Annotated in this window: 17 protein-coding genes and 1 pseudogene; 11 read left to right on the top strand and 7 right to left on the bottom strand. The window is 75.7% G+C overall.

Annotated elements, in window-relative coordinates; genetic code table 11:
- Positions 1-253: pseudogene (locus tag IE330_RS39060) on the bottom strand (protein phosphatase 2C domain-containing protein); the annotation flags it as partial.
- Between the two features lie 254 nt (positions 254-507).
- Between IE330_RS39060 and IE330_RS20355 the strand changes: the two are divergent.
- The 3 genes from IE330_RS20355 (at position 508) to IE330_RS20365 (ending at position 2,662) form a co-directional block, all read left to right on the top strand.
- On the top strand, positions 508-1,524 hold the full coding sequence (locus tag IE330_RS20355; protein WP_190137503.1) for a helix-turn-helix transcriptional regulator: 1,017 nt from the start codon (positions 508-510) through the stop codon (positions 1,522-1,524).
- Between the two features lie 87 nt (positions 1,525-1,611).
- Positions 1,612-2,097: a DUF456 domain-containing protein gene (locus IE330_RS20360; protein ID WP_190137504.1), complete on the top strand. Its 486-nt coding sequence runs from the start codon at positions 1,612-1,614 to the stop codon at positions 2,095-2,097.
- Positions 2,098-2,284: 187 nt separating this feature from the next.
- Positions 2,285-2,662 carry a PPOX class F420-dependent oxidoreductase gene (locus IE330_RS20365; RefSeq protein WP_190137505.1) on the top strand — a complete coding sequence of 126 codons (378 nt, stop codon included), beginning with the start codon at positions 2,285-2,287 and terminating at the stop codon, positions 2,660-2,662.
- 31 nt (positions 2,663-2,693) lie between these two features.
- Here the strand turns inward: IE330_RS20365 and IE330_RS20370 are convergent, their stop codons facing one another.
- Both IE330_RS20370 and rsgA read right to left on the bottom strand, forming a co-directional pair.
- Positions 2,694-4,064, bottom strand: a complete 1,371-nt coding sequence (locus tag IE330_RS20370) for an AlkA N-terminal domain-containing protein (protein WP_190137506.1) — start codon at positions 4,062-4,064, stop codon at positions 2,694-2,696.
- Between the two features lie 154 nt (positions 4,065-4,218).
- Positions 4,219-5,289, bottom strand: a complete 1,071-nt coding sequence (gene rsgA / locus IE330_RS20375) for a ribosome small subunit-dependent GTPase A (protein ID WP_373314695.1) — start codon at positions 5,287-5,289, stop codon at positions 4,219-4,221.
- 468 nt (positions 5,290-5,757) lie between these two features.
- Here rsgA and IE330_RS20380 point away from each other — a divergent pair, with 468 nt between their 5' ends.
- The 3 genes from IE330_RS20380 (at position 5,758) to IE330_RS20390 (ending at position 11,049) form a co-directional block, all read left to right on the top strand.
- The gene (locus IE330_RS20380) at positions 5,758-8,685 is read left to right on the top strand and encodes a glycoside hydrolase family 2 TIM barrel-domain containing protein (protein ID WP_190137508.1); all 2,928 of its coding nucleotides are present in this window, start codon (positions 5,758-5,760) and stop codon (positions 8,683-8,685) included.
- Between the two features lie 133 nt (positions 8,686-8,818).
- On the top strand, positions 8,819-10,228 hold the full coding sequence (locus IE330_RS39065; RefSeq protein WP_229925789.1) for a hypothetical protein: 1,410 nt from the start codon (positions 8,819-8,821) through the stop codon (positions 10,226-10,228).
- A 59-nt stretch (positions 10,229-10,287) separates the two neighbouring features.
- Entirely contained in the window at positions 10,288-11,049 is a 762-nt protein-coding gene (locus tag IE330_RS20390; RefSeq protein WP_190137509.1) for a hypothetical protein, read from the top strand.
- 78 nt (positions 11,050-11,127) lie between these two features.
- On the opposite strand, the gene IE330_RS20395 is transcribed toward IE330_RS20390, so the two are convergent.
- Positions 11,128-11,550 (bottom strand): NUDIX hydrolase, encoded by a 423-nt coding sequence (locus IE330_RS20395; RefSeq protein ID WP_190137510.1) that lies wholly within the window; start codon positions 11,548-11,550, stop codon positions 11,128-11,130.
- A 124-nt stretch (positions 11,551-11,674) separates the two neighbouring features.
- Here IE330_RS20395 and IE330_RS20400 point away from each other — a divergent pair, with 124 nt between their 5' ends.
- Positions 11,675-12,097 (top strand): VOC family protein, encoded by a 423-nt coding sequence (locus IE330_RS20400; protein WP_190137511.1) that lies wholly within the window; start codon positions 11,675-11,677, stop codon positions 12,095-12,097.
- An 18-nt stretch (positions 12,098-12,115) separates the two neighbouring features.
- Here the strand turns inward: IE330_RS20400 and IE330_RS20405 are convergent, their stop codons facing one another.
- Both IE330_RS20405 and IE330_RS20410 read right to left on the bottom strand, forming a co-directional pair.
- Complete coding sequence (locus tag IE330_RS20405) at positions 12,116-12,856, bottom strand: DUF6597 domain-containing transcriptional factor (protein ID WP_190137512.1); 741 nt, start codon at positions 12,854-12,856, stop codon at positions 12,116-12,118.
- Between the two features lie 10 nt (positions 12,857-12,866).
- Entirely contained in the window at positions 12,867-13,817 is a 951-nt protein-coding gene (locus tag IE330_RS20410) for an AraC family transcriptional regulator (protein ID WP_190137513.1), read from the bottom strand.
- An 80-nt stretch (positions 13,818-13,897) separates the two neighbouring features.
- Here IE330_RS20410 and IE330_RS20415 point away from each other — a divergent pair, with 80 nt between their 5' ends.
- Complete coding sequence (locus IE330_RS20415; protein WP_229925790.1) at positions 13,898-14,815, top strand: NmrA family NAD(P)-binding protein; 918 nt, start codon at positions 13,898-13,900, stop codon at positions 14,813-14,815.
- Positions 14,816-16,147: 1,332 nt separating this feature from the next.
- Here IE330_RS20415 and IE330_RS20420 read toward each other — a convergent pair.
- Entirely contained in the window at positions 16,148-17,278 is a 1,131-nt protein-coding gene (locus IE330_RS20420) for a YihY/virulence factor BrkB family protein (RefSeq protein WP_190137514.1), read from the bottom strand.
- 17 nt (positions 17,279-17,295) lie between these two features.
- Here IE330_RS20420 and IE330_RS20425 point away from each other — a divergent pair, with 17 nt between their 5' ends.
- The 3 genes from IE330_RS20425 (at position 17,296) to IE330_RS20435 (ending at position 21,321) form a co-directional block, all read left to right on the top strand.
- Complete coding sequence (locus tag IE330_RS20425; protein ID WP_190137515.1) at positions 17,296-18,930, top strand: acyl-CoA dehydrogenase family protein; 1,635 nt, start codon at positions 17,296-17,298, stop codon at positions 18,928-18,930.
- A gap of 431 nt (positions 18,931-19,361) precedes the next feature.
- Positions 19,362-20,654 (top strand): GAF domain-containing protein, encoded by a 1,293-nt coding sequence (locus IE330_RS20430; protein ID WP_190137516.1) that lies wholly within the window; start codon positions 19,362-19,364, stop codon positions 20,652-20,654.
- A 100-nt stretch (positions 20,655-20,754) separates the two neighbouring features.
- Entirely contained in the window at positions 20,755-21,321 is a 567-nt protein-coding gene (locus IE330_RS20435) for a GNAT family N-acetyltransferase (RefSeq protein WP_190137517.1), read from the top strand.
- The last annotated feature ends 303 nt before the right edge of the window (positions 21,322-21,624 follow it).

Raw genomic sequence — 21,624 nt, forward strand, 5'->3', positions numbered from 1 at the left:
CGGCCCCGGGCTCCGCCGCCGTGCCGGAACGCTCGCTCCGGGGGTCGGGCACCGGCGGGGCGGACCGGGCGTCAGGGGAGCCGGCCGCGGGGGCCTCCGGCGCCACCGTCCCCGCCGCCGAGGCGAACCGGTCGTCCAGGGAGTCGGCCGCGGCCGCGGGCCCCGTGTCGTCCTTCTCCTCGTCGTACAACTGCGCCCACCAGTCGGCCTCCTGGCCCGTGGGCCCGGCGGGCCTCTCCCCCTGCTGGCTCATGCCCTCATTGTCCACCGCACAGGCCGTACGAAAACGGTTCATCCGGAAAATCGAGGCCGGGTGGTGCGGGGTGGCGCGGCGGGTGCCGGGCGGTCCCACCCCCCACGGGAGGACCGCCCGGCACACGGGCCACCCTGGCAGACGGGCGGGTGGTGCGGTGATGATGTCCCTGGCGTGTTCACGCCGTGGCCGGTTTCCGCCAACCACGGCCGGACCAGCTTGAACGCGCCGCGACGACCGGGGAGGGAGGCCGCATGCTGGCCGCCGTAGGGCTGGACGAGACGCACGAGGCGGCGTACCGCGCACTGGTGTCGGTCGGAGCCGCCGACGTGCCGGACCTGGCGCGCCGGCTCACCCTCGCAGAGCCGGAGACGGAGCGCGCGCTGCGCCGCCTGGAGCGGCACGGGCTCGCGGCGCAGTCCTCGGGCCGGGCCGGGCGCTGGGTGGCGGCGCCGCCCGGCGTGGCCCTCGGCGCGCTGCTCACCCAGCGGCGGCACGAGCTGGACCGGGCGGAGCTGGCGGCGACCCTGCTCGCCGAGGAGTACCGGGCGCGGGCGGCCGAGCCCACCGTGCACGACCTGGTCGAGGTGGTGACGGGCACGGCCGCCGTCGCGCAGCGCTTCCTCCAGCTCCAGCTCGGTGCGCGCCGCGAGGTGTGCGCCCTGGTGACGGGCCGGCCGGTCGCGGTCAGCGGCGCGGAGAACGACGCGGAGGAGCAGGCCGCGCACCGGGGCGTGGCCTACCGCGTGGTCGTCGAGCGGGAGGTCCTCGCGGCGCCGACGGGGCTCGCCGACATCGCGGAGGCCATGGGCCGCGCCGAGCGGGTGCGGGTGGTGGACCGCGTACCGACGAAGCTGGTGATCGCGGACGGCGCGCTGGCGATGGTGCCGCTGACGTCGCGGGCGGCGGAGCCCGCCGCGCTCGTGGTGCACGCGAGCGGGCTGCTGGACTCGCTGGCGGGCCTGTTCGAGGCGGTGTGGCGGACGGCGCTGCCGCTGCGCCTCGGCGTGGACGGCGCGGTGCGCGAGGCCGCGGACGGGCCCGACGGCACGGACCTGGAGATCCTGTCGCTGCTGCTCGCCGGGCTGACGGACGCGAGCGTGGCGAAACAGCTCGACCTGGGGCTGCGCACGGTGCAGCGCCGGGTCAAGCGCCTGATGGAGCTGACGGGCGTGACGACGCGCCTCCAGTTGGGCTGGCACGCGTACGAACGCGGCTGGGTGGCCCGTGAGGCGGGCGCGCCCCGCGCCCCCGGGTCCCGCCGGGCCTGACCCGCCCGACCGGCCCGCACCCCCGGGCCCCGCCGGGCCTGACCTGCCCGACCTGCGACCGCGCACCCGTTCCCGCACCCTGAACAGATGGGAGCGTGGGAGCTCGCCCTGGTCGGTGTGGTGATGCTGCTCGGCCTCGGCGGGGTGCTGGTCCCCGGGGTGCCCGGCTCGTGGCTGGTGTGGGCCGGCGCCCTGTGGTGGGCGCTCCAGGACCCGCACGGGCTGGCCTGGGCCGTCCTGGTGGGCGCGACCCTGGTGCTCCTGGTGTCCCTGGTGGTGCGCTGGCAGTTGCCGCCGCGCAGGTTGCGGGAGTCCGGCGCGACGCACCGGCTGGCGGCGTACGCGGGCGCCGGGGCGCTGCTCGGGTTCTGCCTGGTGCCGGTGGTGGGGGCGGCGCCCGGGTTCGTGGGCGGGATGTACCTGGCGGAGCGGCTGCGGCTCGGCGGGCACGGCCAGGCGGCGACCTCGGTGCGGGCGGCCCTGCGGGCGGGCGGCTGGAACGTGTTCGTGGAGCTCTACGCGTGCCTGCTGATCGTGGGGGCGTGGGTGACGGCGGTCGTACTCAGGGGCTGACGCCCCGCCCGCGCACGGGAAGGCCCGGCCTCAGGGGCTGACGCCCCACCCGCGCACGGGAAGGCCCGGCCTCAGGGGCTGACGCCCCACCCGCGCACGGGAAGGCCCGGCACCGGGACGGACGGGACCGCCGGTCCGGGCCCACGCACCGGTGCGCGCCGCCCCCTCCGCGTGCCAGCCTCACCCCATGACCGAATTCAGCGCGGCCGAGCGCGCCTACCTGAAGTCCCAGCGCCTGGGCAGGCTCGCCACCGTCGACCCGCACGGCCAGCCACAGGCCAACCCGGTCGGCTTCTTCCCGCAGGACGACGGCACGATCCTCATCGGCGGCCACTCCCTGGGCACCACGAAGAAGTGGCGCAACCTCCAGGCCAACCCCAAGGTGGCGCTCGTCGTGGACGACGTCGTCAGCGAACGCCCGTGGAAGGTCCGGGGCGTGGACATCCGCGGCGAGGCGGAGCTGCTCACCGGCCCGCACGGCCTCGGCCCGCACTTCAGCGAGGAGCTGATCCGCGTCCACCCCCGGCGGATCCATAGCTGGGGCCTGGAGGAGGAGGCGGGCTGACCGGCCGCGTGGAGGCGGCGCGCCGGGCGCGTCAGACCCTCTCCCGCTCGGCGGCCCACAGATGGCGTGCCGCGTACGACCGCCACGGCCGCCACGCGTCGTCCACGGGCGCGCCGGGCGGGGCCACGTCCGGGTCGCCGAGCGCCCGCATGCGGATCAGGGCGACCGCCGCCGCGTCCACGCCGGCCACGGCGCGCAGGTGCCGCTCGGCGTCGTCGCGGTCGGCGCCCGCGTCCAGGCGTACGGTGCCGTCGGCCAGCGCGGCCGCCAGCGGCAGCCGGTCCGCGAGGGCCGCGGGCTCGGGGAAGACGTGCGTGAGCGTCCCGCACGGGCTCGGCAGCGGCGTGCCGTGCTCGGCGACCAGGCGCGCGGCGGCGGCCCGCCCCACGACCGCGCGGACGGCGAACTCCTCCGGGTCGGCGGCCCCCGGCGAGCGCAGCCCCGGCCGGGCCCGCACCAGCGGCGCCAGGCGGGGGTCGGCACCGAGGCGCTCGTCCACGGCGTACGGATCGGCGTCCAGGTCGAAGAGACCGCGCAGGCGCTGCACGGCCGTGGTCAGGTCGCGCAGGTCCGTGAGGTGCAGCCGGGCCTCGAGCCAGCCGCCCTCGCGGGTGTCGGCGCGCCGCCGCGGGCCCCGCTCCTCGACGGCGACGATGCCGCCGGCGTGCGGCAGCCGCAGCGTGCGCCGGTAGGTGCGCGCGCCGCGCTCGCCGCGTACGTCCTCGACGCCGGGCAGCGCCTCGGCGGCGAGCAGGTCGAAGACGGCGGCGGCCTGGTAGGGCCCGCGGTGGGCGAGCCGCAGCGGGATGCCCGCGGCGGGCGTGGCCCGGCCGCCGCCCCGCTTGGGCGCGGCGGCGCGCAGGCCGGTGGGCGTCAGCTCGTACACGGCGCGGATGGTGTCGTTGAACTGCCGCACGCTGGCGAAGCCCGCCGCGAAGGCGATCTCCGTGACCGGCAGGTCGGTGGTCTGGAGCAGCACGCGCGCGGTGTGCGCGCGCTGCGCCCGGGCCAGCGCGACGGGGCCGGCGCCGAGCTCGGCGGTGAGCTGGCGCTGCACCTGCCGGGCGCTGTACCCGAGCCGCGTGGCGAGCCCGCCGACGCCCTCGCGGTCCACGACGCCGTCGCCGATCATCCGCATGGCGCGGCCGACGACGTCCGCGCGTACGTTCCACTCGGCGGACCCCGGAACGGCGTCCGGGCGGCACCGCCGGCAGGCCCGGAACCCCCGGCTCTGCGCGGCGGCGGCCGTCGGGTAGAAGGACACGTTCTGCCGCTTGGGCGTCACGGCCGGACAGCTCGGCCGACAGTAGATCCCGGTGGTGGACACACCGAAGAAGAACTCCCCGTCGAACCGGGCATCACGACTGCGAACGGCTTCGTACCGCGTATCGAGATCGCTCACCTGTCCAGTGTCATCGGCCCGCCGGCCACCGGCTGGCGGATTTCGGACACGGACGTACGGCAGCCGCTCCCGGCTGTGGGCGAGGGTGGGCACAGCCCCAGGTGCCGAGCCGCCGGAAACGGGGCCGGACCAAGGGCGGAGCCCACCCGACCGGCTAGCGCATGCGCCCCCGCTTGATATCCAGCGCCGCCTTCCCCTCGGCCCCCCGCCGCTTCCACTCCTTCCGCATCTCCGCCCGCGCCCGCGCGTTCGTCTTCGCGACGATCCGCTGGTTCTCGCGGAGCAGCTTCCGGTAGCTGTCGAGCCGCCGCTCGTGCAGCGAGCCGTCCTCCACGGCGGCGAGCACGGCGCAGCCGGGCTCCGCCACGTGCGCGCAGTCGTGGAAGCGGCAGTCCCGCGCCAGTTCCTCGATCTCGGCGAAGACCTGTCCGACGCCGCTGCCGGCGTCGTAGAGGCCGACGCCGCGCAGGCCCGGCGTGTCGATGAGCACGCCGCCGCCGGGCAGCGGGATCAGGTTGCGGGTGGTGGTGGTGTGCCGCCCCTTGCCGTCGACGTCGCGGACGGCCTGGACCTCCATGACGTCGGTGCCGGCGAGCGCGTTGGCGAGGGTGGACTTGCCCGCGCCCGAGGGCCCGAGGAGGACGCAGGTGCCGCCGCCCACGACGGCGGTGACGACGTCGACCCCGTCGCCGTACGCGGCGCTGACGGGCAGCACCGGCACGCCGGGCGCGGCGGTCTCCACGTCCTGGACGAGGTGGGCGAGGGCGGTGGCGTCGGGCACGAGGTCGGCCTTGGTGAGCACGACGACGGGCTGGGCCCCGGACTCCCAGGCGAGGGCCAGGAACCGCTCGACCCGCCCCAGGTCGAGTTCGGCGGCCAGGGACACGGCGACGACCGCGTGGTCGACGTTGGCGGCGAGGATCTGCCCCTCGGACCGCTTGGAGGAGGTGGACCGCACGAACGACGTGCGCCGCGGCAGGTAGTCCCGCACGTAGCGCGGGTCGCCGCCGGGCGCGTCCACGGCGGCCCAGTCGCCGGTGCAGATGACGCGCAGCGGGTCGTGCGGGGTGACGTAGGTGGTGTCGGCCCGGATGACACCTTCCTCGGTGACGACCAGGTCGCAACTGCCCCGGTCGACCCGGACCACCCGGCCGGGCAGCAGCCCGCGCTCGGCGTACGGGGCGAACGCGGACTCCCAGCCCTCGTCCCAGCCGTAGGCGGCCAGCGGGTGCGCGCCCGGGACCGCGGAGGATGCCGAGGACGGGGAAGAGAGCGAGGAAGAAGAAGAGAACGAAGACGAAGACGACGAAGACAAGGGGAGACCCTTCACAAGGGTGGCCCCGGCACGCGCGCACGACGGCGCGGCGAAGGCGCCGGAAGGCGCCGGGAGATGAAGTCAGCCGGAGACCACGGAGGTGGAAGTGACGAACGTCAGGACGTGGGCAGCACCCGTCGCAGCGACAGCCATCGGTCACACCTCCGCATCGTGGTCGGCCGTACTCCGGCGGCACGGCGCCGCCGGGGAACGTGGAGCACTCTAGTTCGGCCCGTCGGCGGGACGCCACCTGTTTTTCCGCTCGGCTCCGCCCGCCCGTCACCCGTGTGCCGCACGCCCGGAATTCCGGGCAAGAAACCGGCTCGGCCGCGCCGGAAATAATTGAGCCGGGCCGCCTCCGCACGGTCTGATGGGGACATGGAGCTCCCCTACCACGAGGACGTGTCCCCCGGCTCCGGCGGTCTGCCGCCCCGTGCGTGGTACGCGGGGTCGGACGCCGCCGTGCTCCCGCTCAACGGGAGCTGGCGGTTCAGGCTGTCGCCGGGGGCCGACACCGAGGACGAGGCGTTCGCCGCCGACGGGTTCGACGCCGCGGCGTGGGACGAGGTCGTGGTGCCCGGGCACTGGGTGCTGCAGGGCCACGGCGCGCCCGTCTACACCAACCAGTCGTACCCCTTCCCCGTCGATCCGCCGCGGGTGCCGACCGAGAACCCGACCGGCGACCACCTGCGCTGTTTCGACCTGCCCGCCGACTGGCCCGCGGACGGCGGGGCGACGCTGCGGTTCGACGGCGTGGAGTCGTGCGCGCGGGTGTGGCTGAACGGCACGCCGCTCGGGGACTTCAAGGGGTCCCGGCTGCCGCACGAGTTCGCGGTGGGGCCGCTGCTGCGGCCGCGGGACAACGTGCTCGCCGTGCGGGTGCACCAGTGGTCGTCGGGCTCGTACCTGGAGGACCAGGACCAGTGGTGGCTGCCGGGCATCTTCCGGGACGTGACGCTGCTGCACCGGCCCGAGGGCGCCGTCGGGGACTTCTTCACGCACGCGTCGTACGACCACCGCGACGGCACCGGCACCCTGCGGGTCGACTCCGAGGTCGCCGGGCGGGTCACCGTGCCGGAGCTGGGGATCGACGTCGCCACCGGCGAGAGCGTGACCGTGGCCGTGGAGCCCTGGTCGGCGGAGCGGCCCCGGCTGTACGACGGGGTCCTCGCCACGCCGGGCGAGCGGGTGCCGCTGCGGATCGGGTTCCGTACGGTCGCCGTGGTGGACGGGCTGATCACCGTGAACGGACGGCCGGTCCTCTTCCGCGGCGTCAACCGGCACGAGTTCCACCCGGAGACCGGGCGCGCGGTCGGCCCGGACACCATGCGCGCCGACGTCCGGCTGATGAAGCTGCACAACATCAACGCGGTGCGCACCTCCCACTACCCGCCGCACCCCGCCTTCCTCGACCTCTGCGACGAGTTGGGCCTGTGGGTCATCGACGAGTGCGACCTGGAGACGCACGGGTTCACCGCGCGGGGCTGGGAGGGCAACCCCGTCGACGACGCCCGCTGGACCCCGGCGCTCCTGGACCGCGCGGAGCGCACCGTCGAGCGGGACAAGAACCACCCTTCGGTGATCGTCTGGTCGCTGGGCAACGAGTGTGGCACCGGCCGGGGCCTGACCGCGATGGCCGAGTGGATCCGCGACCGCGACCCGGGGCGGCTGCTGCACTACGAGGGCGACCCGTCCTGCGCCGACACGGACATGTACTCGCGCATGTACGCCGACCACGCCGAGGTGGAGCGGATCGGCCGCCGCGAGGACGGCGGCCCGGAGCGGCGCCGCGGCCTGCCGTTCATCCTGTGCGAGTACGCCCACGCCATGGGCAACGGGCCCGGCGGGCTCAGCGACTACCAGCGGCTGTTCGAGACGTACGAGCGGCTCCAGGGCGGCTTCGTGTGGGAGTGGGTCGACCACGGCCTGAAGCACCCGCAGCTCGGCTACGCCTACGGCGGCGACTTCGGCGAGGAGTTGCACGACGGGAACTTCGTCTGCGACGGCCTGTGCTTCCCCGACCGGATGCCGTCGCCGGGCCTGGTCGAGTACAAGCGCGTGATCCAGCCGGTGCGGTTCGCGTACGACGCGGGGACCGGCACGGTGCGGGTGACCAACCTGTACGACGTCGCGGACCTGTCGGAGCTGGCCTTCGAGTGGACGTACACGGTCGACGGCCCCGTCGGCCCGGGAGGCCCCCTCGCCCCTGGTGGCCCCCGGGGTGACACGCCGTCGGCGTCCGGGCCCCTCGACGTGCCGCCCGAGCTCGGGCCCGGCGAGAGCGTCGAGCTGAAGCTGCCCGATCCGCCCGCCGCCGCCGGGGACGCCGAGACGTGGCTGCACCTGTCGGCGATGGTCTGCGAGGAGACCAACTGGGCGCCCCTGGACCACCTGGTGGCGTGCGCCGACTTCCCCGTGACCGCGCGTCCGCCGGTGCCCGTCGCCGCCGGTGAGCGGCCGCGCCGCCGCGGCTACGACCTGACGCTCGGCCCGGGCCGCTTCGACGTCCGCACCGGTGAGCTGCGCGCCCTCGGCGACATCGCCCTGAAGTCCGCGCCGCGCCTCGACGTGTGGCGGGCGCCCACCGACAACGACGACGGCGCGCCCTGGCAGCCCGACACCCGCTACGGGCCGCTGTGGCGCACCCTCGGCCTGCACCGGATGCGCCACCGCCTCGACGGCGTGCAGGCGGACGGGGAGGCCCTGACCGTCCGCACCCGGGTGGCGCCCGCCGCCCGCGACCTGGCGCTGCGCACCGTCTACCGCTGGACGTCGGACGGCACGGCCCTGCGCCTGGCCGTGTCCGTGACGCCCGAGGGCCGCTGGGACGAGGTGCCGCTGCCCCGGCTCGGCGTACGGCTCGGGCTTCCGGCCGCGATCGACCGCGCGGACTGGTTCGGCGGTGACGGCGAGGCGTACCCGGACACCAGGGCGGCCTCCCGGATGGGCTGGTGGTCGTCGTGGGTGGAGCGGATGCAGACGCCGTACGTGCGACCGCAGGAGAACGGGGCGCGGGCCGACGTGCGCTGGGCGGAGCTGCGCGCGGGCTTCGGCGGGCCGGGCGTGCGCGTCGTGGGCGACCCGGCGTTCTGGTTCACGGCGCGGCCCTGGAGCACCGAGGAGCTCGACGCCGCCACGCACCGCACGGACCTGACGCCGGGTGACACGGTGTGGGTGCACCTCGACCACGGGCAGCGCGGCATCGGCTCCCAGTCGTGCGGGCCCGGGGTGCTGCCGCGGTACGAACTGTGGGCGGAGCCCGCGGAGTTCGCCTTCACTTTCTCGGTGGCCGAAGCGGGCCGGTGAGGCAAAACTGTAGGGTCGGTGCCCACCGCGGTGGCCGGGCCCCCGCACCCCGTGTGACCCGGAGGAACGCGGTCGCGGCCGCCTAGACTGGAAGGGACGACTCACGCGCCGCCCTGGGGGGAGGGAGCACCCGGTGTCACACCCGCGGCTCGGCCACAGGCCCGCGCGGCCGGAGCCCACGCCCCCGCCCCCGGACGACGCGCCCCCGGCGCGGTTCGTGGGCTGGCTCGGCGGCTTCGGCTGCGTCGCCGCCGGGTACGCGGTGTTCCAGTCCCTGGTGGGCGTGTTGCCGGACGCGATCTCGCCCGACGCCGCGCGGTACGGCATCGCGGCGGTCAGCGGCGTCGGCACGGGCACCGCCGCCTGGCTGTCGGCGGCGCTGCTGCGCGCCCGGTCGCGGGCGGGCGGCGCGGACGGCGCGGACGGCGCCGGCCCGGTGCCCGCGCGCGGCGCCGGGGACGCCCCGCCGTCCGCCGCACCGGGGCCCTTCCCGGCGCTGGCCGCCGCCGCGTACGCCACGCTCCGCGAGGAGCTCGCCGAGGTCGACGACCCGGAGCGGGGCCCGCTCACCGGCTGGCCGCACGCCCTGGACGAGCAGACCCGGCCGGTCCTGCCGACCCCGACCGGCACGGCGTACGGGCTGCACCTGGTGCTCGAACTGGGCGAGCGCGACGGCCGGCTGAGCCCGTCGCGGCTGGTGGAGACGTTGTGGCGGCTGCGGCTCCCGGACGGCGGCTGGGCGGCGCGCTCGCAGGGCTCGGTGTCCCGGCCGGAGGTGACGGCGCTCGTGCTGGGCGCGCTCGCGCGGGCGGGCGCTGACCCGGCGCGCCTCGCCGAGGAGGCGGCGTGCTGCGCGGCGCGCTTCACCCCGGACCTGGAGCCGTCGGGCCTGGCCCGTACGCACGTGGTGACGACGGTGCTGCGCGGCCTGCTGCGGGCGGCGCCGGACGCGCCGGCCATCGCCCGGCTGCGGGCCGAGCTGGTCGACCGCACGATCACCGACCCGGCGCGGGAGCACCGCCGCTGCTGGGGCGCGAGCCTGCGCGTGCCCGCCGGGCACGTGACGCGGCCCTCGCCGGTGCACACGGCGCAGGCCGTCGTCGCCCTGGACCGCGCGGCCCGCGTGCTCGGCGAGGACGCGAACGCCCGGGCGGCGCGCGAGGACGGCGTCCGCTGGCTGCTGTCCTGCCCGGTGCCGGCGCACGACACGTGCGCGGACCTGCGGGGCGCCCAGGAGGAGGTGCGCCGCCCGCACCCGCAGGTGGTGTGGCGCCAGGAGGTGCTGTACGTACGGCACTTCACCGCCGCCTGGATGGTGCGGGCGCTGCTCACGCCGGGCGCCTGGGAGCTCGCCGCCGACGAGGGGCGCGAGGAGGCCTGGCGGGCGCTGGTCACCAGCGCCGTCGCGGGCGTCCTGGGCCAGCAGCGCGACGGCATCTGGCACTGGGACGGCCACGACCTCGGCCGTCCGCTGTGGATGACCTATCAGGGGCTTTCGGCGCTGCGGGCCCATGCCGTATGGATGTATCAGCCGGAGGCCTGACCTCCGGCCCGGCGGCCCCGGCGGGCGGGGCCGCGCACAGGAAGGCGGAGCGACCGCGTATGGGTGGACGCCACGTCCTGCGGGCCCGGCAACTGATCGAGGGGACCCTGACGGGGCTCGACGGCGGGGACCTGGTGCGGGCGGCGCGCACGGTCGTCGCCGAACTGGGCTCCGCCGAGCGCCTCGTCCCCCTGGTGACGGAGCTGGCGTCGGGCCGCGGCGACCCGTCGGGGTGCGCGCCGCTGTCGTACCGGCACGTTCTCGGCTTCGACAAGCTGCTGCTCGTCGGCGCCGGGGCCCACCACCGGCTGCGGGCGCACGTGTGGCACCCGGGGACGGTGCGCGCGGGCCACGAGGACATCCACAACCACCGCTCCCCGCTGGCGTCGTACGTCGTGCGCGGCAGGCTCGGCATGGAGCTGTACGAGACGGCGGGCGACGGGGCGCTGACGGCGGCGCGCTACCGCGAGTCGCTGTCGGCGGACGTCAACGACTGGCTCCTGGAGCCGGCGGGCAGCGCCCGGCTGCGGCTCACGCAGACCGCGGAGTACGCGGCGGGCAGCGGCTACGCCCTGTCGCCGTACGCGCTGCACCGGGCGTGGTGCGCGGCGCCGGGCACCACGGTGACGCTGTTCCTGGAGACGGGGGTGGGCCGGCGGCGGTACACGGACGTGTTCACCGGGGCTGCGGCCGGGCGGGCGGAGCGCGCGCAGGCGTACGCGAAGGAGCCGCTGGGGGTGGCGGAGTACCTGGAGGAGCTGCGCCGTCTGGCCGAACTCGTCGGCGAGGGCGGGCGGTTGGAGCGGGCGCGGCCCGCCTGACGGGGGCGGGGTGGACCAGGCGACGACCGGTCGGCGCGGCGTGCCCGTCCCGCCTGACGGGGGCCGGGGGCCGCGGTGTCAGCGTCGCAGGCGGCTGAGGGCCTGCTGGACGACGTCCAGGTTGTAGTCGTCGATCTCGACGGTGCGCAGCTCGTCCGGGGCGAGCCAGCGGTGCTCCTGGTCGGGGTGCGGCAGCGACACGTCGAGGGTGAGGGGGCGGACGAGGAAGTTGTCCTGCCAGTTCTTCACCTCGCGGCCGCGGTAGTCGCTGACGAAGGAGGACTCGCCGACCTTGCGCACCACGTGGCCGAGCAGGCCGGTCTCCTCCTTCAGCTCGCGCAGCACGCCGTCGCGGGGGCTCTCGCCCGGTTCGAGCTTGCCGCAGGGCACCCCCCACACGCGTGGCAGGAACCGCTCGGTCTCGCTGCGGCGCACGAGCAGCACACGGCCCCGGTGGGCCACGACGGCTGCCGCCAGATGGTTCTCGCCCGGGATACCCATGCCTCCACCGTAGCGAGGTTTCGGCACCCGGGACACCGGGCCGGGTGGTGCGGGGGCGCGCGGCCGGGGCGCGGTGTCCGTTTCCTTCAAGACCGGCCGCGGAGGCGCTGCCTACGCTTCCCGCATGAACAGCGACCACACCACCCCCCGGGTCACGCCCCGGCTTGACCTGATCAGCATCGTCACCTCGGACCTGTCGGCCTCCCTCGCCTTCTACCGCCGCCTCGGGCTGGAATTCCCCGCCGGGGCCGAGGAGTTGCCACACGTGGAGACCACGCTGCCGGGCGGCACGCGCCTCGCCCTCGACACCGAGGACACCGTCCGCTCCTTCCACCCCGCGTGGCGGCCCCCGGCCGGGGGCGGGCGGATCGGGCTCGCCTTCCACTGCGGTACGCCCGCGGGCGTGGACGCGGTGTACGAGGAGCTGGTGGCCGCCGGGTACCGGGCGGAGCTCAAGCCGTTCGACGCGCCCTGGGGGCAGCGCTACGCCGTCGTGCTCGACCCGGACGGCAGCGGCGCCGACCTCTTCGCGGAGCAGGGGCGGTAGCTCCGCCCGGCGGTGTCGTCAGGCACCGCGCAGCAGGGCACCCAGCGGCTTCCCCGTCAACTCCTTGACGTCGCGCGCCAGATGGGCCTGGTCGGCGAAGCCCGCGACGGCGGCGGTCGCGGCGGGGCTCAGGCCGCCGCGGGCGAGGGCCAGCGCCCGCTGGAGCCGCAGCACGCGCGCGAGGGTCTTGGGGCCGTAGCCGAAGGCGGGCAGCGAGCGGCGGTGGAGCTGCCGGGCGCCCAAACCCACGGCGGCCGCGGTCTCGGCGCCGCCACGGCCCGCGGCCTGGGACGCCACGACGCGCGCGAGGAGCGGGTCGGGCGCCGCGTCCCGCCCGGCGCGCTCGTACGCGACGCGCTCCAGGGCGGCCGTCGGGTCGGCGGCGGCGTCCACGCGCGCGGTCAGCCTGCGGGCCTCGGCGGCGCTCCACAGGTCGGCCAGCTCGACGCGGCGGTCGCGCAGCTCGTGCGCGGGCACCCCGAGGACGGCGGGCGCCGTGCCGGGAGCGAAGCGCACGCCGACGTAGCGCCCCTGCGGTACGGTCCCCGGCGTGTACGCGCGGGTGTCCGGACCCGCGACGAACAGCCTGCCCTCGGTCCACAGCAGGTCCATGCACCCGTCGGGCAGGACCGGGGAGCCCGCGCCCGAGGGGGCGGTGGTCTTGGTCCACACGACGGCGCCGGGCAGCAGCGCGGAGGGCCGCTCGGCGTACTTGCCCGCGTCCCCCGGGCCCCCGGCCCGCTCCCGCTGCCCTGCCACGCCGCCCAGGCTACGCCGCCTTGGTGCGGTGCTCCTGGGGGCTGACGCCGTACACCCTCTTGAAGGCGCTGGAGAGCGCGAACGCGCTGCCGTAGCCGACCTCGCGGGCGATCGCCGCGATGGTCCGGTCGCTGTCGCGCAGCAGGTCCGCGGCGAGCGCGAGCCGCCAGCCCGTCAGGTACGTCATCGGCGGCTCCCCCACGAGCCCGGTGAACCGGCGGGCGAGCGCCGCGCGGGACACCCCCGCCCGGGCGGCGAGCGACGCCACCGTCCAGGGGTGCGCGGGCTCGTCCTGGAGGAGCCGCAGGACGGGCCCGACGACCGGGTCGCCGAGCGCGCGGTACCAGGCCGGGGCCTCGGCCTCCGGGCGGGAGAACCAGGCCCGCAGCGCCGCGATGAGCAGCAGGTCCAGGAGCCGGTCGAGGACGACCTCCTGGCCCGGCTCGTCCTTGCCGATCTCCTCGGCGAGGAACGGCGTGAGCGGGCAGTCCCACACCTCGGTGGGCAGCACGAGCAGCGGCGGCAGCGCGTCCAGGAGCCGCCCGGTGATCTCGCCCCGCATCTGGTACGTGCCGATCAGCATCCGCACGGGCCCGCCGGGCTGCCCCCACTCGCGCGTCCCGAAGCGGGTGTAGTGGTCCTCGGGCGCGCCGTTGAGCGGTACGCAGACCTGGCCCGGCCGGATCTCCGCGTACGGCTCCGTGTCCCGGTCGCCCGTGACGAGGTAGGGGGCCGGGCCGCGGGCGACGGCGAGGTCGCCGGGGCGGAGGAGCCGGGGTTCGGCGGCCGCGCCCCTCCCCTCCTCGGGGACGATCCAGGCGGCCTCGCCGTGCATCATGATCATGACCGACACCGGTGCCTCGTCCGCGATGCGCACGGCCCAGGGCGGCGCGAAGCACGCCCGCAGCATGAAGGCCCCCCGTGCGCGCGGGCCCTCCAACAAGCCTGCGAGTACGTCCATGCGGGCAGCGTAGACGCCCGCGTATGGAGGTGAGTTCCTGACCGATGGCCGCGGGCGCGGGGCGCGGGTTGGCTGGGGGCATGACGACGAACACGCAGTACACGAACGGCGGGACGGCCGCGGGCCCGGCCGCGTCCGACGGCCTCACCGTCCTGGTGACCGGGGCGACGGGGCGCACCGGGAGCCCCGACGGGCGGGCGGCGCGGGCCGCCGGGCTCACCGTGCGGGCGGCCTCGCGCGCCGGCTCGGGCTGCGGCGGGGTCCGCTTCGACTGGCACGACCCGGCCACGTGGGACGCCGCGCTGCGGGGCGCGGACGCCGCGTACCTCACCTACTTCCCGGACGTCGGCGCCCCGGGCGCCGCCGACGCCGTGGGCGCGCTGGCGCGCCGCGCCGCGGAGCTGGGCGTACGCCACCTCGTCCTGCTCTCCGCCCGCGGCGAGCCCCAGGCGGACGCCACGGAGCGGGCGCTCGCCGCGGCCGGGGCGCGGCGGTGGACCGTCGTACGGTCCGCGTGGTTCGCGCAGAACTTCAGCGAGGGCCCCCTTGTCGACGGCCTGCGGGCCGGGCAGCTCGTCTTCCCCGCCGGGGAGGTCCTGGAGCCCTTCGTCGACGTCCGGGACGTCGCGGACGTGGTGGTGGCGGTGCTCACCGCCGGGGACCGGTACGCCGGACAGATCATCGAGGTGAGCGGCGACCGGCTCCTGTCCTTCCGCGACGCGGTCGAGGACATAGCGGCGGCGACCGGCCGTGCACTCACTTACGTACCGGTGGAACCCCGCGCCTACGGCACCGCCCTGCGCGCATTCGGCATCCCCGAAAGCGAAGTGGAATTCCTGATCGACTTGTTCGAAACAAACCTGGACGGCCGCAACGCATACGTCTCCGACGGCGTACGGCAGATACTCGGCCGCCCCCCGAGGCTTTTCTCGACCTACACCCAGGAAACAGCAGAAACAACCACCTGGAAACAGCCCCCACCCTCCCTTGACCACTGAACGGCCCGAACTCTCCCCCACCCACGTGTGCCGCCCGGGCTGGACCCTTCTCCCACCTCGACCCCCGACGGTCAAAACTTCCCGCCGCCCCCCCCCTTACGCCGCACGGGCTGAACCCTTCTCCCACCCACCCGCCCCCCACCCGGGGCAGGTGAGCGGCAGCGGCCGCCCACCCCTGACCACGACGCCCTGGGCCGCCCCCAACCGGGGGCTGACGCGGACACCAGGCAGCGACGGACGCGACGGACGGGCAGGCAGGAGGCGTCCGCCGCGAAGCGACAAGCGGTGACGGACGGCTGACGACGAGCCCGGTAGCCGTCAGGTCAGGGCCGGGCCAGGTCGCCGGGATGGTACGAGCGGTCGGGAAAAATCGCCGCGAAGCGGCAGTGGTGACGGCCGGCCGACGACGGATAGGCAGGCCGTCGGACGGACCCGAACCAGGTCGCTGGGGTAACACTGGTGGGCTGGTGTGAGAGAGAGCACCGCGAAGCGGCAAACGCAAGCTGCCAGGCCGGGGCCGGGCCGAGTCGCCGAGGTAGTACGGGTGGGTGGTTGGCAGGGAGCCACGCAGCGGCAAGTAGTGAAGGGCGGACGACGACACGCCCGCAGCCGCCAGGCCGGGCCGGGTCAGGCCCACCGGGGAACACACCGCGAAACGGCCAACGGTGACGGACAGCCGACGGCAGAGCTGCAATCCCTCAGGCCGGGGCCCGGCCGAGACAGTGGGACTGTACGGGTGGACGGGTGGGAGAAAGCACCGCGAAGCGGCAGGTGGTGACGGACAGCCGACGACGCACCCGCAAGCCGCCAGGCCAAGGCCCAGCCACGTCACCGGGCAGCACGGGGGAAGCGGGCGGGAAACACGCCGCGCAGCGGCAAGCAGTGACGGACAGCCGACGACGCACCCGCAAGCCGCCAGGCCAGGGCTCGGCCGAGACGGTGGGGCTGTACGGGTGGGCGGCGGGAGAAAATCGCCGCGCAGCGGCGAGCAGTGACGGGCAGTCGACGACGCACCCGCGAGCCGCCAGGCCGGGACCCGGCCGAGACGGTGGGGCTGTACGGGTGGGCGGCGGGAGAAAATCGCCGCGCAGCGGCGAGCAGTGACGGGCAGCCGAGGGCAGAGCCGCAAGCCGCCAGGCCGGGCCCGGCCAGGTCGTGGGAAGCACGCCGCGCAGCGGCAAGCGGTGGCGGGCGGGCGGCGGTGGGGCCGGGGGCCGCCGGGGCGGGGCCGGGCCGGGCGGGCGGCGGTGGGGCCGGGGGCCGTCAGGGGGCGGGGCCCGGCCGAGACGGTGGGGGCGTACCCGGGGGGCGGGTGGGAAGGGAGAGCCCCGCTCACGCCTCAGGCGGCTCGTCCCGCCGGGCATGGTGCGCCCGAAGCCGCCCGGAAACATCCTCAGGAGGCAGAAACCGCGACCACCGCTCGGGAAACTCCGCCGGCATGTCCGGGTCGTCGGGATCCTCCGCGGCCCGCGCCGCCGCGGCCCGGGCGATGAGCTCGGCCGCCTTCGCCTCCCGCACCCGGTCCTGCGCCGCCCGCGCCGCCGCCGTCTGCACGGACGGCCAGACCCGGTCGATCGCCGCGTTGACGGCGGCGCCGACGAGGACGGCGAAGGCGGAGACGCCGATCCACAGCAGGACGGCGACCGGCGCCGCGAGGGAGCCGTAGATGGTGGGCCCCTCGACCGTGCTGGTCAGGTAGATCCGCAGCAGGAAACTGCCGAGGACCCACATGCCGAGGGCGATGAGCGCGCCCGGGATGTCCTCGGCCCACGGGGACCGTACCGGCACTGACACGTGGTACAGCGTGGTCAGGAAGACGACGGACAGCAGGATCACGACGGGCCAGTAGAGGATCTGGACGATCGTCGTGGAGCCGGGGACGAGCTTCACCACCGCGTCCGGCCCCGCCACCATCAGCGGCAGCGCCACCGAGCCGATGACGAGCGCGACGAGGAAGAGGACGAAGGCGAGCAGCCGGGTCTTGACGATGCCCCGGGCGCCGTCGAGCCCGTACATGACGGTGATGGTGTCGATGAAGACGTTGACGGCGCGCGAGCCGGACCACAGGGCGAAGAGGAACCCTATGGAGATGACGTCCGGCCGGCCGACCTTCATCACGTCCTCCAGGATCGGCTGGGCGATCTCCCGGACGCCCTTGTCGGAGAGGATCGTGCGGGACGCCTCCAGGATGTTGTTCTCGACGCTCTCGATGGTGCGGGCGCCGGTCCACCGGTCCACGTACGCGAGGAGCCCGATGAGGCTGAGGAGCAGCGGCGGCACGGACAGCAGCGTGAAGAACGCCGCCTCCGCCGCGAGACCGAGGATGCGGTACTCGATGCAGGAGTTGACGGTGTCCTTCAGAAGCAGCCAGGCGGTCCTGCGCTTGGATACGTTGCGGTAAAGAGCGCGGGCCCGGTTCCAGCGGCCCGGTGCCCGCCCGGGTGTTTCTTTTGCCTGGTGCACCTCCTTACCGTAGCGGCATGGCAGCCACCACCCACACAGTGACCAACCAGGCTCCGCCCCTGGTGGGATATGACGTCTTCACGTGCGACCGGGCGCTCGTGGAGGCGGTCGAGCGGCATCTGGACCCGGCCCTGCTTCCGGACGCGCGCGCGGACCTCTCGCTGCTCGGCCGTACCGCCGGTTCGTCCCAGGCGCAGGAGTGGGGGGCGCTCGCCAACGAGAACCCGCCCGTGCTGCACACCCACGACCGGTACGGGAACCGGGTCGACGAGGTCGCCTTCCACCCGGCCTGGCACCGGCTGCTCGGCAAGGCCGTGGGGGCGGGTCTGACGGCGGCCTGGAGCAGGCCGGGCGGGCACGTGCGGCGCGCGGCCGGGTTCCTGGTGTGGACGCAGGCCGAGGCGGGGCACGGGTGCCCGGTGTCGATGACGCACGCGGCCGTCCCCGCGCTGCGCGCCGACCCGGCGCTGGCCGCCGAGTGGGAGCCGCGGCTGACGTCCATCGTGTACGACGCGGGGCTGCGGCCCGCCGCGCAGAAGGCGGGCGTCCTCTTCGGCATGGGAATGACGGAGAAGCAGGGCGGCAGCGACGTACGGGCGAACACGACGCGTGCCACGCCGCTCTCCGAGGACGGCGCGTACACGCTCGTCGGGCACAAATGGTTCTGTTCCGCGCCCATGTCCGACGCGTTTCTCGTGCTGGCGCAAGCGGAATCCGGGCTGACGTGTTTTCTGGTGCCCCGGGTACTGGACGACGGTACGCGGAACGTATTCGCCCTGCAGCGGCTGAAGAACAAAGTGGGGAACCGGTCGAACGCCTCCGGGGAGGTCGAGTTCGACGGGACGTGGGCGCGGCGGGTCGGGGACGAGGGGCGCGGGGTGCGCACCATCATCGAGATGGTGGCGGCCACCCGGCTGGACTGCGTGATCGGCTCCGCGGCGCTGATGCGGCAGGCCGTCGCGCAGGCCGTGCACCACGCGACGTACCGGGAGGCGTTCGGTGGCCGGCTCGTCGACAAGCCGCTCATGCGCAACGTCCTGGCGGACCTGGCCCTGGAGTCGGAGGCGGCGACGACGCTCGCGCTGCGGCTCGCCGCGGCGTACGACGACGGGGGCGAGCGGGAGCAGGCGTTCCTGCGGCTCGCGGTGCCGGCGGCGAAGTACTGGGTGACGAAGCGCTGCACGCCCCTGGTCGCGGAGGCCCTGGAGTGCCTGGGCGGCAACGGCTACGTGGAGGACTCGGGGATGCCGCGGCTGCTGCGCGAGTCGCCGCTGAACTCGATCTGGGAGGGCTCGGGCAACGTCCAGGCCCTCGACGTGCTGCGGGCGCTCCAGCGGGAGCCGCTGGCTCTCAACGCCTTCCTGGAGGAGGTGGGCGCGGCCCGCGGCGCCGACCACCGCCTGGACGCGGCGATCAAGGACCTGCTGACGGAGCTGGCCGACCTGGCGGGCGCGGAGGCCCGGGCGCGCCGGTTCGTCGAGCGCATGGCGCTGGTGCTCCAGGGCTCGCTCCTGGTCCGGTACGCGCCGGCGCCGGTGGCGGACGCGTTCTGCGCGTCCCGGCTCGGCGGCGACTGGGGCGCGGCATTCGGCACGCTGCCGCACAGCCTGGACCTGGGCGCCGTGGTGGACCGGGCGGCCGTGCACCGGTGAGGTGAGCGGGGCGCGGCCGGGCGCCGGCACGACGCGCCGGGGCGGCCGCCGTACCGCCGTACGCGGGGGGGGCGAGGACGGGCGCGCGCTCGCGGGCGCGCGCCCCGGGGGAGGCCCGGCGTGCCCCGTGCGGGGCGCCGGTAGGTGCCCGAGGGGCCGGACGGCACCGCCGGACGGCAGTGCTGTCACGGGGGTGGTGCTGCGCCGACACGGCACCACCCCCGGTTTTCAGGCCCCGTCGGGACGGGCGCCGCACGCGGCGGCGCGCTGCCAAGTTTTGGACACCGTACGACTGTTCGCCAGAGTTGCAGGGGGTTGCAACATCCGGCTTTCAACGACCGGCCGAGGCATGTCCCTCGGCCCGCCCGGAAGGGCACGATGAGTACATGACCCCGCTGTGGGCCTGCTCGGGGAGCGGGAGGAAACCGGTGATGGACACGCGCGCCACGTTCGACCTCGAACGGCTCACGGCGGTGAACGCCGCGCAGGCCGCGCGGCTGCTCCTGGAGATGCGGGACGCCAGGATCACCGGGCAGCGCGCCCGGTTCGGGCCGCGGCCGGTGATCGGCGCGTCCTGGGACCGGATGCTGGCGTGCGGCGTCGACCCCGAGCGGGACATCCGCGCGGGGGTGCTGTCCACCGACGAGGTGGAGCGGCGGCGGCAGGCCTCACCGCTGCGGGCCGTGCTGCCGGTGCTGCGCGAGGGGCTGCTCTCGGTGGCGGACGTGGCGCAGCACATCATGGTCGTCGCGGACGCCGACGGGCGGCTGCTGTGGCGCGAGGGCAACAAGTCGGTGCTCAGGATGGCCGACGGGCACGGCTTCGAGGTCGGCGCGGACTGGCGCGAGAGCGTCGTCGGCACCAACGGCGTGGGCACGTCGATCGTCACCCGCCGCCCCGTGCAGGTGTTCTCGGCCGAGCACTTCGTCCGCTCGCACCACGACTGGACGTGCACGGGCGCGCCCATCAGCGATCCGCGCGACGGGCGGCTGCTCGGCGTCGTCGACATCAGCGGGCCGCTCGACACGCTGCACCCGGCGACGCTGGCCCTCGTCGGCTCGGTCGCCAAGCTCGCCGAGGCCCGGCTGCGCGAGGAGCACCTGACGGCCCTCGACCGGCTGCGCGCGGTGGCCGCGCCCCTGCTGGCTCGGCTCGACGGGCGCGCTGTCGCGGTGGACACGCACGGCTGGACGGCGGCGGTCACGGGCATGCCGCCGGTGGACCGGGTCACGCTGCCGAAGTCCCTCGCGGCCGGCCGGACCTGGCTGCCCTCGCTCGGCCGGTGCGCGGTGGCGCCGCTGCCCGGCGGCTGGCTGCTGCGGGTCGAGGACGAGGCGGACCCGGCGTCCGCCGGTGCCCGGGTGGTGGTGGACGTCAGCGGGCCGCGCCGCTGGACGGTGACCGTCACCGGCAGCGCGGGCTGCTGGACGCACGACCTCTCGCCGCGCCACGCGGAGTTGCTGTACCTCCTGGCCACGCACCGGGCCGGGCGCAGCGCGGCGGGCCTGGCCGCGGACCTGTTCGGCGACCCGGGGCGCACGGTCACGGTCCGGGCCGAGCTGTCCCGGGTCCGCCGCTATCTGGGCGGGCTCGTGGCGCACCGCCCGTACCGCTTCCACGAGGACGCGGACGTCGACCTGGTGCTGCCCGAGGATCCGGCGCGGCTCCTGCCCTACTCCCTGGCCCCGGCGGTGATCAGGGCCCGGGCGGACGCGGTGCCGTGACGCCGGGCGTCCGCCTCGCGCCGCGCCCCGGGGCCGGCTGACACGAGTCAGGCCGGGGCTCGGTGGCCGGGCCGCGCCCGCCCGTGGTTCCCTGGCCGCCATGAGCATCACTGTCACCACCTGGTCCCTGGAGCAGACCGCTCCGACCGACCTGCTGCCGGCCCCGGCGCCCGAGGGCGATGTGCGGATCGTGCGGGCCGAGGTGCCCTCGCCCGAGTTCAGCCGGTTCCTGTACTCCGCCGTCGGCGGCGACATCCACTGGGTGGACCGCCTCTCGCTCAGCTACGCGCAGTGGCAGGAGCACCTGACGCGGCCGGGCGTGGAGACGTGGGTGGCGTACGAGCGGGGCACGCCCGCCGGGTACGTGGAGCTTGACCCGCAGGACGACGGCGCCGTGGAGATCGTCTACTTCGGCCTGATCCCGGCCTTCCGGGGCCGCGGGATCGGCGGCCACCTGCTGTCGTACGGCACCGCCCGCGCCTGGGACCTGGCCGAGCGCTGGCCGGGGCGTGCGCCCACGAAGCGGGTGTGGCTGCACACGTGCAGCCTGGACGGTGAGCACGCGATGGACAACTATCTGCGGCGGGGGTTCACGCTCTTCCACACGGAGGTCTCGCAGGAGCGGCAGCGGGACACGCCCGGGCCCTGGCCCGGGGCCGGGGTCTGATCGCGCTCCGCGCTCGTCCTCAATCGCCGGACGGGCTGATCCTTCCGCGTCCCGCCGTCGTCGCCTCCCGGTGATCCCCCGCTCCGCGGCGGATGTTCCCCCACCCACCCGCCCTCCCATCGGCCTGCCGGCCTCGTCCTCAAACGCCGGACGGGCTGAAACCGTCCGCCGAGCACCGTCGTCGGCTGTCCGACGGACACCCGACGACGGCGGCAGGAGGAGCTATCAGCCCGTCCGGCCGACGACGGCGAGACGGGAACTTCCAGCCCGTCCGGCCGACGACGGCGAGACGGGAACTTCCAG

The sequence above is a fragment of the Streptomyces longispororuber genome, assembly GCF_014656095.1.
In the GTDB taxonomy this organism is placed as follows: Bacteria; Actinomycetota; Actinomycetes; order Streptomycetales; family Streptomycetaceae; genus Streptomyces; species Streptomyces longispororuber.